General features: G+C 39.3%; 17 protein-coding genes. 3 read left to right on the forward strand and 14 right to left on the reverse strand.

Translation table 11 applies throughout. The annotated features are described in order from the left end of the window. Positions 1 to 21: 21 nt before the first annotated feature. The 12 genes from AC4BHA_RS03200 to spoIIM all read right to left on the reverse strand — a co-directional run bounded on the left by AC4BHA_RS03200 (position 22) and on the right by spoIIM (position 9,661). Positions 22 to 417, reverse strand: coding sequence for a stage V sporulation protein AB (locus tag AC4BHA_RS03200; protein ID WP_308810534.1), 396 nt, complete (start codon positions 415 to 417; stop codon positions 22 to 24). Between the two features lie 10 nt (positions 418 to 427). After that, the gene (locus AC4BHA_RS03205) at positions 428 to 1,045 is read right to left on the reverse strand and encodes a stage V sporulation protein AA (protein WP_066107645.1); all 618 of its coding nucleotides are present in this window, start codon (positions 1,043 to 1,045) and stop codon (positions 428 to 430) included. Positions 1,046 to 1,183: 138 nt separating this feature from the next. Beyond that, entirely contained in the window at positions 1,184 to 1,939 is a 756-nt protein-coding gene (gene sigF, locus AC4BHA_RS03210; protein ID WP_066107647.1) for an RNA polymerase sporulation sigma factor SigF, read from the reverse strand. Positions 1,940 to 1,952: 13 nt separating this feature from the next. Beyond that, positions 1,953 to 2,399, reverse strand: coding sequence for an anti-sigma F factor (spoIIAB, locus tag AC4BHA_RS03215; protein WP_066107650.1), 447 nt, complete (start codon positions 2,397 to 2,399; stop codon positions 1,953 to 1,955). Continuing rightward, complete coding sequence (spoIIAA, locus tag AC4BHA_RS03220) at positions 2,400 to 2,750, reverse strand: anti-sigma F factor antagonist (RefSeq protein WP_066107855.1); 351 nt, start codon at positions 2,748 to 2,750, stop codon at positions 2,400 to 2,402. It abuts the gene before it with no gap. A gap of 123 nt (positions 2,751 to 2,873) precedes the next feature. Next, positions 2,874 to 4,052 (reverse strand): D-alanyl-D-alanine carboxypeptidase family protein, encoded by a 1,179-nt coding sequence (locus tag AC4BHA_RS03225; RefSeq protein WP_066107653.1) that lies wholly within the window; start codon positions 4,050 to 4,052, stop codon positions 2,874 to 2,876. A gap of 736 nt (positions 4,053 to 4,788) precedes the next feature. Beyond that, complete coding sequence (locus AC4BHA_RS03230) at positions 4,789 to 5,613, reverse strand: purine-nucleoside phosphorylase (RefSeq protein ID WP_139891702.1); 825 nt, start codon at positions 5,611 to 5,613, stop codon at positions 4,789 to 4,791. A 14-nt stretch (positions 5,614 to 5,627) separates the two neighbouring features. Continuing rightward, entirely contained in the window at positions 5,628 to 6,803 is a 1,176-nt protein-coding gene (deoB, locus tag AC4BHA_RS03235; RefSeq protein WP_066107658.1) for a phosphopentomutase, read from the reverse strand. A gap of 311 nt (positions 6,804 to 7,114) precedes the next feature. Then, the gene (xerD, locus tag AC4BHA_RS03240) at positions 7,115 to 8,005 is read right to left on the reverse strand and encodes a site-specific tyrosine recombinase XerD (RefSeq protein ID WP_066107858.1); all 891 of its coding nucleotides are present in this window, start codon (positions 8,003 to 8,005) and stop codon (positions 7,115 to 7,117) included. 6 nt (positions 8,006 to 8,011) lie between these two features. Further along, on the reverse strand, positions 8,012 to 8,242 hold the full coding sequence (locus AC4BHA_RS03245) for a YqzK family protein (RefSeq protein WP_066107661.1): 231 nt from the start codon (positions 8,240 to 8,242) through the stop codon (positions 8,012 to 8,014). Between the two features lie 112 nt (positions 8,243 to 8,354). Then, positions 8,355 to 8,840, reverse strand: a complete 486-nt coding sequence (gene fur, locus AC4BHA_RS03250) for a ferric iron uptake transcriptional regulator (protein ID WP_066107665.1) — start codon at positions 8,838 to 8,840, stop codon at positions 8,355 to 8,357. A gap of 179 nt (positions 8,841 to 9,019) precedes the next feature. Continuing rightward, entirely contained in the window at positions 9,020 to 9,661 is a 642-nt protein-coding gene (spoIIM, locus tag AC4BHA_RS03255; RefSeq protein ID WP_066107668.1) for a stage II sporulation protein M, read from the reverse strand. A gap of 137 nt (positions 9,662 to 9,798) precedes the next feature. Here spoIIM and AC4BHA_RS03260 point away from each other — a divergent pair, with 137 nt between their 5' ends. Next, positions 9,799 to 10,368: a GNAT family N-acetyltransferase gene (locus AC4BHA_RS03260; RefSeq protein ID WP_066107671.1), complete on the forward strand. Its 570-nt coding sequence runs from the start codon at positions 9,799 to 9,801 to the stop codon at positions 10,366 to 10,368. A gap of 46 nt (positions 10,369 to 10,414) precedes the next feature. Here AC4BHA_RS03260 and AC4BHA_RS03265 read toward each other — a convergent pair whose 3' ends face one another. Then, positions 10,415 to 11,590: an endonuclease Q family protein gene (locus AC4BHA_RS03265; RefSeq protein WP_140461618.1), complete on the reverse strand. Its 1,176-nt coding sequence runs from the start codon at positions 11,588 to 11,590 to the stop codon at positions 10,415 to 10,417. Further along, positions 11,591 to 12,142 (reverse strand): NUDIX domain-containing protein, encoded by a 552-nt coding sequence (locus tag AC4BHA_RS03270; RefSeq protein ID WP_139891700.1) that lies wholly within the window; start codon positions 12,140 to 12,142, stop codon positions 11,591 to 11,593. An 80-nt stretch (positions 12,143 to 12,222) separates the two neighbouring features. Here AC4BHA_RS03270 and mciZ point away from each other — a divergent pair, with 80 nt between their 5' ends. Then, complete coding sequence (gene mciZ, locus AC4BHA_RS03275; RefSeq protein ID WP_077248152.1) at positions 12,223 to 12,357, forward strand: Z-ring formation inhibitor MciZ; 135 nt, start codon at positions 12,223 to 12,225, stop codon at positions 12,355 to 12,357. A 64-nt stretch (positions 12,358 to 12,421) separates the two neighbouring features. Next, on the forward strand, positions 12,422 to 13,342 hold the full coding sequence (locus AC4BHA_RS03280) for an aldo/keto reductase (protein ID WP_490558139.1): 921 nt from the start codon (positions 12,422 to 12,424) through the stop codon (positions 13,340 to 13,342). Positions 13,343 to 13,393: the final 51 nt, after the last annotated feature.

Raw genomic sequence — 13,393 nt, forward strand, 5'->3', positions numbered from 1 at the left:
TCTTTCACCGCCCTATGACTTTTATTGATTATAAACAATCCACTGAAATAGTGAGCCCATTATTTTCCCGAGAACAAGCGCCATCAGAATATATAGAATCCGCTCCTGCATTCCGATTCTTTTTGCCAAGATCGGAAAGACATTTAAAACCTCTGTCAAAGCTGCTGCTAGCATCCCGTTAAAAACGCCGCTAAATATGCCCATGATTGATAGGAGTATCGGAGTTAATCCCAATGAAAAGTCCCATAAGCTGGATATGGTCCCACCTATTGCTCCGAGTATAACCGCACTTTCAAAATAATGAACAGATTTAACCTTCGTAAGCTGTGTAAGCCTTGGTATAATATTAAGGACAGTCAGGAAAGCCACATATCCGGCTCCGACCGATACCCCACCTGAGAATCCAACTATCAGCACAAAAACGAACTCAGTCATCTTTTACGGAAGTAATCGAATGTTTGTTTTCATTCATAATGATGTATTGATCTAAATCCTGCTGATAGTTAAACATCTCTACTTCCATTGGACTTGGTTCATCATTTAATCTTTTTGTGAAAATATGATTAAAGAACAAAATCATCCCAATTCCGAGTCCAAATGAATAGGGTATTTGAAATACAAGTGGATTTGCAGAATGCTTACCGGTAATCATATAATAGAGACGTTCATGCAGCTCCCTCATACTGACATCCTCATGAAAATTCATAATCGCAAAGCCAGCCCCTATAAAAAGGACAATCCACACAAGAATAAACAAAAGGTTCGATACTTTCTTCGTTTTACGTTCTACCTCTACAATTGTTTGCGATGGGCCATAGGTGTCCATTTTCATTTCGGGAAAATGCTGAAAAATTGCTTGGAGAACAACCGTTACATCCAGAATAAAAACATTTTTATTCTTCGAAAATTCACCCAGAACTAAACTTCCAACCTTTTCTTTTACTTCGTCTGTCCCAATTATATTGGCAATATCCGAAAGTCTTATCGGATGGTTCGGCAAAACTTTCGCCCGATATTTTAAACGGATATAAACACATTCCTCCATGAATATTTTCATCCCCATTTCCTAAATTCACATGTATTTATAGTATGGTTAGAAAAATCAGGAACCATACCAAAAATCATAAATTAGTTTATAGAGAGATACATTCAATCGCAAAAAAAAACCGTACGAACCAGCACTCTAGTCCATACGGTCTTTCATTTGATTTAAAATCTTTTTTTCTAATCTAGATACTTGTACCTGGGAGATTCCTAGCCTCTCTGCAACCTCCGTCTGCGTTTGATCCTTATAATACCGTAAATAAACAATTAATTTCTCTCGTTCATCCAATAAGGCGATTGCCTCTTTCAAAGCAATTTTTTCAAACCACTTTGTCTCTGAACTATCTGCTATTTGGTCTAGCAAGGTAATCGGATCGCCGTCATTCTCATAAACCGTTTCATGGATTGAAGAAGGCGATCGGCTTGCCTCCTGTGCCATAATGATTTCCTCAGGTGATAAATCCAAATACTCACTGATTTCTGTAATGGTTGGCGTCCGTCCGAAGTGCTTAGATAATTCATCCTTCGCTCTTCTGATTTTGTTGGACATTTCCTTCAATGAACGACTGACTTTTACCGTGCCGTCATCACGAATGAAACGCTGAATCTCTCCAATAATCATGGGAACTGCATAGGTTGAAAATTTAACATTATAGGATAAATCAAATTTATCTACAGATTTCAATAAACCAATACACCCTATTTGAAATAAGTCATCTGGTTCATATCCTCTGTTAAGAAATCTTTGTACAACTGACCATACAAGCCTCATGTTTTTCTGGATGATTTCGTCTCTAGCTAATTGGTCACCTTGCTGGCTTTGAAGTATAAGTGTTTTTACCTCTTCGTCCTTAAGCTGGGCGGTCTTTTTACCCTTTTTGACTTCCACATCCATTGTATTAGTCTCCTTAATTACATAAAGCTTTGCTTTTGGAAAGATTTTTCATAAGCCTTACCTCTGTTCCTTCACCTCTGGATGAATCGATATAAATCTCATCCATAAAGTTCTCCATTATGGTAAAGCCCATACCGGACCTTTCCAATTCTGGCTTTGTTGTATACAAAGGCTGCCTTGCTTCATCGATATCTCTGATTCCAATGCCATTATCCCGGATTGTCAGTTCCACTCTTTCTTCCTCAAGATCCAATATCGCAGTGATATAGATTTTGCCCTTGGCATCTCCCTCATATCCATGGATAATCGCGTTGGTGACCGCCTCCGATACAACCGTTTTAATTTCGGTTAACTCATCAAGTGTAGGATCCAATTGCGCGATGAAAGCTGCCACCGTAATCCGTGCAAATGATTCGTTTTGACTCAATGCAGAAAATTCTATAGCCATTTCGTTTTTCATTTACGCTACCCCCAATCCCTGTATAGCTGCTTCCTCTGAAGATTCAAGACGAAGAATTTTAAACATTCCGGACATCTCAAATAACCTATGAACAGAAGGCGAGATGGCACAAACAATCATTTCCCCTTCAAATTGCTGAATTTGTTTATATCTGCCTAAGATCACCCCAAGACCGGAGCTATCCATAAAACTCAACTCGCCCAAATTTAAAATGATATGGCGAATGCCACCAGTTTCTATTAATTGAGATGCCTTGTTCTTTAAATCCTCCGCCGTATGATGATCCAATTCTCCCTTCAGGCGAATACATAATATATCCTCAATCGTCTTCATATCAATTTCTAGACTCACAGTACCTTTGCCCCCTTCAAAGAAAGTATAGTGGTGATTTTCGCCAAGCTCCACTTCAATTCCTTCTTAAAGACAAAACTAGTGATATTCTCTTTCTATTCGTTTAATTTCGCATACCAATGCTTATTCGTCGCCGGTATGGGTAAACATGCCGAAAGAACGCTTAAATAAATCAAACCAGCTTGCTCGTTTTACATCTTTTGATGCAATAAGAGGGGTTTCTGAAATTACTTTGTCGTCTCTCATCATTTTTAAGACACCAAGCTGATCCCCTTTTTTGATTGGGGCCTGTACATCTTTTTTCAGTACGATATTCGGACGGATATTCACATTGTCTTCCCCTTTTTTATTTAAAAGAGAAACTGAATCGTTTGTGACCAGACTTACTTTCTTCTGTTGACCTTTTTCAATTTTCAAAAGTGCAAGAGGCTGTTCTTTCTTATAGACCGGACGTGATTGATAATTAGCAAAGGCATAATCCAGCATTTTTGTAATTTGAGAATTTCGTTCCTTTGGATTCTCAGCTCCAAATACAACTGCAATGACTCGTAAATTATCTTTTTTAGCTGTTGCGGTTAAGCAATATCCTGCTTGATGTGTAAAACCTGTTTTTAATCCGTCCACACCTGGGTAAAATTTCACCAGTTTGTTCGTATTCACAAGCCAGAATTTTTTATCTGAATCCTCACGTAAGTAAGATTCATATAAACTCGTAAAATTTGTGATTTCCTCATGCTTTAGTAACTCTTTTGCTATAGTCGCCATATCAAATGCTGAACTGTAATGATCAGTTGTCGGCAGTCCCGTACAATTTTGAAATTTAGTGTTCTTCAATCCCAATTCCTGCACTTTGGCATTCATTCTTTTCACGAATTCCTCTTCGCTTCCAGCAATTTTTTCAGCCATGGCAACGGAGGCATCATTCCCTGAACCAATCGCAATTCCTCTAAGCATTTGCTCAACTGTCATTTCCTCACCTGGTTCAAGGAATATTTGCGAACCACCCATTGAGGCAGCATATTCACTTGTTCGAACTTTATCTTCCATCGTTATACGCTTTTGATCTAATGCCTCCATGATTAACAGCATAGTCATAATCTTCGTCATGCTGGCGGGAGACAGCCGCTCATCTTTATTTTTATCATATATGACAGAACCCGTATCCTTTTCTATCAGTATTGCTGACTTCGTTTTAGGTGCTAAATCTAATTCCGCCGTTTTTGTTTTTTCGGCTGCAAATGATGGTACAGACATACTTAAAGTGAACACTACTACTAATAAAGCTGAAACATACCGTTTCATGGACAGACCTCCTACTCATGATAAATTCCAGTTTTACCAACAACACCACTTTTATACAGTCCAGAATCTTATCTCAGATAAAATTATATTTCCTGATGAGGACCTAACTAATTTGAATGAAGATTTTAAATATGCAGTCTTAATTTCAAAGGGAACTCTAGCTATTTCTGTGTTAGTAGGAACCAAATTAACTAACATTAGATGTTCTGAAATTAAATTATCGAGCAAAACTCGAGAGGAGAGAAATTTGAGCCTGTAAATCATAAAAACATCCTTATTTTTAAAGGGAATTGGTTAAAGTGAAGACTTTTCAGTCTGCTTTTTATAATCAGTATTTAAATTTCATCTATATAACAGGCAACCTATAAACAATTGAGCGAAATTTTATAGCAATAGTTCGATGAATTGAGCGATATTTCAATTTATTGAGCGAACGGTAAAGCAATTAGCGGAAAATGAGGTTAATTGAGCGGGAATTCCGGTGATTGAGCGATCATGTAAGACTCTTAAGCGATTAGCATGGCTATTGTGCGATCATTAAGCATTTGAACGAACGATTTACACAGTAATTGAACCAAATTTGGACACTAGAGCAATTTATATCAGGCAAAAGCGAATTATTTATTCATTTTACCCTAGCATGTCATTACGCATGGCATCTTACTCCTACTATTAACCGTAAAAAAATAGAGGCTATCTAATAAAAACTATTAGACAGCCTCCTGTTAAAACTTACTTACGCTTCAATTTTCATTTCTGATACGATTGATTTCACTAAGTTCAAGAACGTAGATTTTACTTTTTCAGTCGTTTCAATTACCTCGTCATGTGCCAAAGGCTGATCCAGGATTCCAGCAGCCATGTTTGTAATGCATGAAATACCGAGTACCTTCATGCCTCCATGAGCAGCAACGATAACTTCAGGAACTGTTGACATTCCCACTGCATCTCCGCCTAAAATACGTGCCATTCTTACTTCTGCTGGTGTTTCATAAGTAGGACCTGTAAATCCAATGTAAACACCTTTTTGAATCGCAATATTTTGTTTAGAAGCAACTTGTTCTGCCAATTCCACTAATGATTTTGTATAAGCACTTGTCATATCAGGGAATCTTGGTCCAAACTCACTGTGATTCGGTCCAATTAATGGGTGTGCGCCCATGTAATTAATATGATCTGTGATAATCATCAAATCACCAGGCTTGAAGCTTTCATTTACTCCGCCTGCTGCATTTGTTACAAGTATATGCGTCATTCCCATTGCCTTCATAACACGTACCGGGAATGTAACTTCTTGCATGGAATATCCTTCATAATAGTGGAAACGCCCCTGCATAGCCGCTACTGTTTTGCCTGCCAGCGTTCCAACAACAAGTTGGCCGGCATGTCCTTCAACAGTAGAAACTGGGAAATGAGGTATTTCACTGTATGGGATTACAGTGGCATTTTCAATTTCATCAGCCAATACTCCCAACCCTGAACCAAGAATCAATCCTAGTTCCGGCTTTTGACCGGATACCTCTAAAATATGCGCTGCTGCTTCATTTACTTTTTCAAACATTCTGTTCTCTCCTTTTAATTTAGTTCCTTAAGGAAGCTTACTCCATGCTCAGGCATTTTCACACCGAAGTTATCAGCAACGGTTGCACCAATGTCCGCAAATGTACTGCGGATCGGCAGTTCTTTACCTTCTTTAAATTGTTTGGAGTATACAAGTAAAGGAACATATTCTCTCGTATGGTCTGTTCCAGGATGAACCGGATCATTACCATGGTCTGCTGTAATAATTAGCAGATCGTCTTCCTTCATTTTATCCAGTACTTCCTGCAATCTTCCATCGTACTCTTCTAATGCTTTACCGTACCCAATAGGATCGCGTCTGTGGCCAAATACAGCATCAAAATCAACAAGGTTCAGGAAGCTTAGACCAGTAAAGTCCATGTCCAATGTTTGGACCTGCTTATCCATTCCATCCATATTACTTGTTGTGCGAAGCGCTTTTGTTACGCCCTCGCCATCGTAGATATCAGCAATTTTCCCAATGGAGATTACATCAAAGTTACTATCCTTCAACTCATTCATTACCGTGCGTCCAAATGGTTTTAACGCATAATCATGGCGATTTGGCGTACGTTTGAAATCACCAGGCTCTCCAACGAATGGGCGAGCAATAATTCTGCCTACCATATATTCTTCACGAAGAGTCATTTCTCTGGCAATTTCACAGATACGATAGAGCTCTTCAAGAGGTACTACATCCTCATGAGCTGCAATTTGCAGAACGGAGTCAGCAGAAGTGTACACGATTAATGCTCCGGTTTTTACGTGTTCTTCTCCCAATTCTACTAGGATTTCTGTACCGCTCGCCGGTTTATTCCCAATAATTTTTCTGCCGCTCTTTTCTTCCAGCTCCTGAATTAATTCCGGCGGAAATCCATCCGGAAATACACGGAACGGTGTATCAATGCGCAGCCCCATGATTTCCCAGTGGCCAGTCATCGTATCTTTCCCATTGGATGCCTCTTGCATTTTTGTATAATAAGCCATTGGCTTGACTGCCTTTTGAATCCCTTTAATTTCTCTGATGTTTGACAAGCCTAATTTACCCATGACAGGCATGTTCAACCCATTCATTTTTTCAGCTATATGTCCAAGTGTATCCGAACCTTTATCGCCAAATTTCTCTGCATCAGGCGCTTCACCAATCCCAACAGAATCCATTACAGTTAAAAATACTCGCTTAAATTTCATACCTGAAACCTCCAGCTTCTTTTATATGTAGGTTACCCTTTCTCAACGCCTGTAATCTTCCATAAATTTCAGTAGAATTTACGGGTCAAAAGTTGCAGGCGTCAGAGGTCTGACTTCTTTATTTTACATCACCGGGGAAACGTTGCCAATTTAAGTTTACCAAATTTTAATAGTTTTATTTTTCGGTATTCACTCAATATTCAAAAAGTCTTTAGACCTACTGCTTATTTCTTTTTAGAAACGTGTTCAAAAATAAAGACGGCACCTTACCGGAAGCCGCCGTAACTATCCTAAACTTAGAGAATCCCCTTTTAAGCTCGGGGATGGAACTTACTGTATACATCCTTTAAACGAACATTCGTGACATGTGTATATATTTGTGTTGTCGAGATATCAGCATGTCCGAGCATCTCCTGAACAGCCCGCAAATCCGCACCATTCATTAGTAAATGAGTGGCAAATGAGTGGCGAAGGGTGTGAGGTGTCAATGACTTTTGAATATTCGCCTGCTCAGCAAGCTTCTTGATAATTTTCCATAACCCTTGGCGGCTGAGACGTCCGCCGTGATGATTCAAAAATAAAGCATCCGATTTATTCTTTTGGCTAACCAATCTAGGTCTACCTGATGTTAAGTAGGTGGTAATCGAATCAAGAGCCATTTGCCCCACCGGGATAATTCGCTCTTTATTTCCCTTCCCTATACAGCGAACAAATCCCATTTCTATATGTACATTATCAATATTTAACTCTATTAATTCACTAACCCGCATACCAGTTGCATAGAGCAGCTCTAAAATAGCCTTATCCCGTATGCCGAAAGCGTCAGCTGGGTTAGGTGCATTCAGCAATGCCTCCGTTTCCTCCTGGCTTAAAACCTTTGGCAATGATTTCTCAGTATGAGGGCTTTCAATCAAGACAGACGGATCTGTTTCCGAAATACGTTCCCTTAATAAAAATTGATGGAAGGATCGAATGGAAGCTGTATGGCGTGCCAGCGTTTTGGACGATTTTCCATCATCCCTTAATTTACCCAGGAACTGGACAATATGAACACGGGAAACGTCCTTCCAGTTGTCAATTTGTTGATTTTTCAAAAACTTATAATAGGAATCCAAATCTCGTTTATACGATAGGAGGGTGTTTTTAGCCAACCCTTTTTCGATTGTTAAATAATGGATAAAATCCTGCAATGGATCTTTCATTTTCATTTACTCCCCATCTAAATAAAATAGAAAGAGTCTTTCTCTCCATCCAGGCTCCTCTTCATCATTGATGGATTGAAAAACCTTTACAGCCGTTCCCTTAGGCTCGTCATAGCGATGATAATTTTCATATTCCTCATTAAACCAAACAATAGCAAAATAAAATAATATCGTAAAGCCAACAAACATGATGAATACCTTGCTTGTTTGCCAAAATAATTTAATCAAATTTCTCATAATTCTCTAGTCCTCCAGGCCTTTTTATCAATTTATGCCTGTTTGGACATGTTTTATACATATCATCCACGTTTTATGAGTAAAAGATAAAACCTTTCCACAACGGAAAGGCTTATCTTGCATGGTTATTCCCGGACCCTGCAGTCTCCGGCTCTTCTTTTTTATCTTGGCAACGATGGCAAACCCCATGAAATGTCAGGCGATGATCCTTAATTTTGAATCTGAATTTCTGTTCAACAATCGGTTCTACATCATCTAATAAATCTTCAAGAATTTCATCTACTGCTCCACATTCTATACAGACTAAATGGTGATGAAAATGCGCTGCTCCCTCTTGTCGCAAATCATAACGGGATACCCCATCACCAAAATTAATTTTATCTACTATTTTAAGCTCAGTAAGCAATTCAAGCGTTCTATATACAGTTGCCAAACCGATTTCCGGTGCTTTTTCTTTAACGAGCAAATATACATCCTCTGCACTTAAATGGTCTTCTTCATTCTCGAGCAACACTCTAACCGTGGCCTCTCGCTGCGGCGTCAGCTTGTAACTTGAAGAATGTAATTGCTTTTTTATTCGATCTAATCTAGATTCCAACCCTTTTCCTCCTCGCCGCTGAATCTGTCCGGATTTCATCATCATATTATAGAAGAAGGCAAAAAGGGATTATGAGTCCGGCCTTCTATCACCATTTATAGTATAGCAAAAAAAACGTCCATGTAAAATATAATAATTATAAACAACTTATAATAATGATTATTATCTAATAATTATTATTAACTCATATTATCAATTACAGCTTTCATTAGCCCCGGTGATAAAAAGGATTCAATCAAGGCTGCAACAACAAAAGACACTAAGGCCATTCCAAGCAACAGAGAATACTGGAAAAAATAAGGCCTTAATTTTTCGCGGCTTGATTTTAAAAATTGGCGTTTAATCATTTTAATGGAGATAATGACGGCGCATGATGCCATGATAATGGTTACGGGTACAAGGATGATATTCTGAGGTAAAATGGATACACACGCAAGCATAAAGCCCTGCCACCCTGTTTGGCTAACCAAAAAACCGACAGTAAAGCCGATCACGATTCCTTTTATAAAAAGAAGGATTAAAATCATTGGTAACCCGATAATCGAGATTCCAAGAATCCACATTAAGATAATAAACTTCGCATTCTCCTGAAAGCTATAGATGAAAATTTCACTGCTTGCACTGACTTTCCCTTGCTTTAATTCTCCGAAGAACTGAGACAAATAATAAAACAGGTCCTCTTTCTGAGTTAAAGATAAGCTGTTGACAATAATTGCCCCAAAAATGATTCCCATCAGGAATAGGACCATAATAAAAATGAAAATAGATAAATGATCTTTAATATGAAAAAGCAAAGCTCTTTTATAATACGATTTTTTCACAGGGGAATTCTCCTCTCCGGTTCCATTACTAGATTCTATGTATTTACTAGAGATTGTATTCTAGTAAAAAATAAATTCTTACTAGTCTAAATAGTATGATATAATCTCTTTAATTTACATAAAAGGAGGAGATTGGCATGAATCCGATCCTGATGGACATACCAGAAAAACTTGATGGAAGCCGAATTTATTTGCGTTCTTGCAAGCCGGGAGACGGGCCTATGGTCCATGATGCCATATTGGCTTCAAAAGAAGATTTAAAACCCTGGATGCCCTGGGCTAATCGAGATCAGACATTAGAGGAGACAGAGGACAATTTACGAAGAGCACAGGCAGAGTTTATTTTAAGAGAAGATATACGTCTATATGTGATGAGAAAAGAAGATAATATTTTCCTTGGTTCCACCGGACTACATAGAATGAATTGGGAAACAAGAAAGTTCGAGATCGGATATTGGATGGATTCTCGTTACACTAAAAAAGGATATATGACAGAGGCTGTTGAATTATTGACGAACTTCACATTCGATAAATTACTAGCTAACCGGGTGGAAATTCGCTGTGATTCAAAAAACATAAACTCCAGACGGATTCCTGAAAAACTGGGTTACACTCTTGAAGGGACATTAAGACACGACAGCTATGATTCTACAGGTACCTCCCTTCGTGATACATGCATTTTCTCTAAAATCAGAAGTGATTTGTAAAATAGAAAAAAGGGCAGTGAATGCTATTCACTGCCCTTTTTCTCCATTAATCCGTAATAATCTTCCCGTAAATACCGCCTCCGCCTTTTTGCAGAGACAATGTACCACCCCGTGCCTGATAGATGAGCATGGCTATTTTTTCAGGAACTAGCCCCTTTAGCTCCTCCAGGCTGGCTTCATGGATGACAGCCATTTCTGAACCAAAACCAGCTACTAATTTATCCAATGTTCTCGGTCCTAGCCCTGGAATAAACTCAAGCGGGATATGATGAATATAAGGCGGTCTCTCTTGCAGAACATCTCCCAGCTCTGCATCTGCAAGATCATTGATACGTTCAGCTACTCCACGTGTCACCTGATTAGAGCCGCAATAAGGACAGCGCTCTGAATACACAGCTAGAGTTTCGCCGCAATTCTCGCAAACTGTTTCATGGTATTTACCTAAATACGGATTCAGTCCGTAATTAGCTAAAATGGCACGTCCTTCTTCTTGTTGAAGTGCTTTATGCCATTCGGTAAAGTTAGGCTCCTGCAGCAACAGTTTTTGATATTCACGAGCCAGCTTTGGCAACGAATGTGCATCACTATTTGTTAAAAAGGGATAGCGGTTCAGCTCGCTTAACTTGGATGCCATTGTCGTATCAGCACTGAGCCCCAGCTCAACAGCGTCAATCCAGTCTGGATTCAGAACCTCGTTTAGGCTCTTTAAGACCCCTCTGCCGTACAAACTTTTATGGGGAGTGAAAATATGTGCAGGGATAAATAACCCGCTCAAATCCTTTACTTTTTTCTGCAATACGGTAGCACTCTCATAAATACGCTGAGAGCTGAGAGTATTATTTTTAACTCTCGTTGCAAACCATTCCGAAAACAGCTTCATTTTTTCAAGAGTAGGAAAATAAGCCAGCACATGAATGGGCCCTTTGCAGTTTGCATCATTGATTTCAATCTCACTCCCAGGAATCAAAACGGTACCGTCTTTATGTTGAAGACCGCCGCCCTCGAGTTCTTTCATCTCTCCTTTTGCCATGAGCCCCTCAAGTTCTTCTATCACCTCAGGAACATGGCAGTCGATGATCCCAACCATATCGAGTCCTTTTCTTGTCGCAGCATATTCAAGAATAGTTGAAATCGTTAGGGTCCGCGCTCCTGTAATTTTGACAGGCTTCCCAGATTTCGTTCTCCCCACATGAATATGAAAATCCGCGTAATATGTCTTCATTTATTTAGACAGTGCCTCTTGGAGCTGTAAATATTGAACCGCATAGGCTGTTTTGGCATCCTGAATTCTCTCTTCTTTAATCAGTTCCAAAGCCTCTTCTAATGTGACTTCCATCAAGTCCACGAATTCATCCTCATCAAGGCCTCTTGCATCTTCCTTTTTAGAAAGACCCTTAGCCAGGTAAATATGTACAATCTCATCTGCAAATCCAGGCGATGTGTAGAGGGAAATAATATGTTCAATGGACTCGCAGGCATATCCGGTTTCCTCTTCCATCTCGCGAACCACACAATCTCTTGGATCTTCACCGGCATCCAATTTACCGGCAGGAATTTCAACTAACGCTTTTTCCATCGGCTTACGGTATTGCTCAACAAGCACGAGCTTATTTTCATCTGTAACGGCAATCACTGCGACCGCTCCAGGATGTTTAATTAATTCTCTGGTCGACGTCTTTCCATTCGGAAGAAGCACTTCATCCACACGTACATCTAAAATTCTTCCTTTAAAAATAGGTTCTGATTTGATCGTTTTCTCTTCATATTTGTACATCGTTAAATCTCTCCTTTTGTTCTAAAAAGCATTCCTCTGTTCATACATTTTACCATATAGCATGTCCAAAGGGGTGCGTTATGAAAATATGGATCAGTGACAATCAAATCATTTTGAGCGGAAAAGCTTGGGAAGTAAAAGAGAAATTAAAGCAATATAGCAATCAATATGTGTATGTTACGGACTGGCTGCAGGCCGCTCGGCAAATAAAATGACGGATTTAACTCCTTCCATTACAATAAAGAAAAGACACACTGTAATAGCGAAAGGAGATTTCCTGTGAAAAAGAGACAAATTGGAGAATCTGACTTATATGTTACGGAGATGGGACTAGGATGCATGTCTCTCGGCAAAGACGAAAAACAAGCCCGACTAATACTGGAGACAGCTATCGAACACGGAATCAACTATTTTGATACAGCCGATTTGTATGATTTTGGCCTTAATGAGGAAATGGTCGGAAGGGTGTTAAAACCATATCGACAGAACCTGATATTAGCTACAAAGGCAGGTAACAGATGGAATGACGAGAAAACTTCATGGTCCTGGGACCCTTCGCGAACCTATATTAAGCAGGCCGTAAAGGATAGCCTAAAGCGTTTACAGACCGATTATATCGATTTATACCAGCTTCATGGCGGTACAATAGACGATCCTTTGGATGAAACCATTTCCGCATTTGAGGAATTAAAGAAAGAAGGCTATATACGTGAGTACGGCATTTCCTCCATCCGTCCCAATGTCATTAAGGAATTTGCAAACCGCTCAAGCATCATATCGGTCATGATGCAATACAGTCTTCTCGATCGAAGACCGGAGGAATGGATGCCATTACTGGAGGAGCATCAAATCAGCATCATTGCTAGAGGCCCTGTAGCAAAAGGCCTTTTAACAGAGGAAATGTTAAATAAAGCTTCCGATTCTATCCGTGAAAATGGATATTTGGACTATACATATGAGGAGCTAGAGTCTCTGCTTCCATCCATTCAAGAAAAAATAGCGAGCCGTTCCATGAATGAACTGGCTTTACAATATATCCTCTCTTCTAAAGCGGTAGCTGCTGTGATCCCTGGGGCAAGCAGCGAAAAACAATTACTTGAAAATATAAAGGCTATAAACAGCAAACCGTTAGCAGCCGAAGAGCTGGAACTATTGCGCTCCTTAACTAAAGCAAATAAATATGAGACACATCGCGATTAAACGGGAGTCAGGCTATTTCATCTAAATAGCCTGATTCCTTTTCTTATTTTT

The sequence above is a fragment of the Pradoshia sp. Z3_51 genome (genome assembly GCF_058215915.1).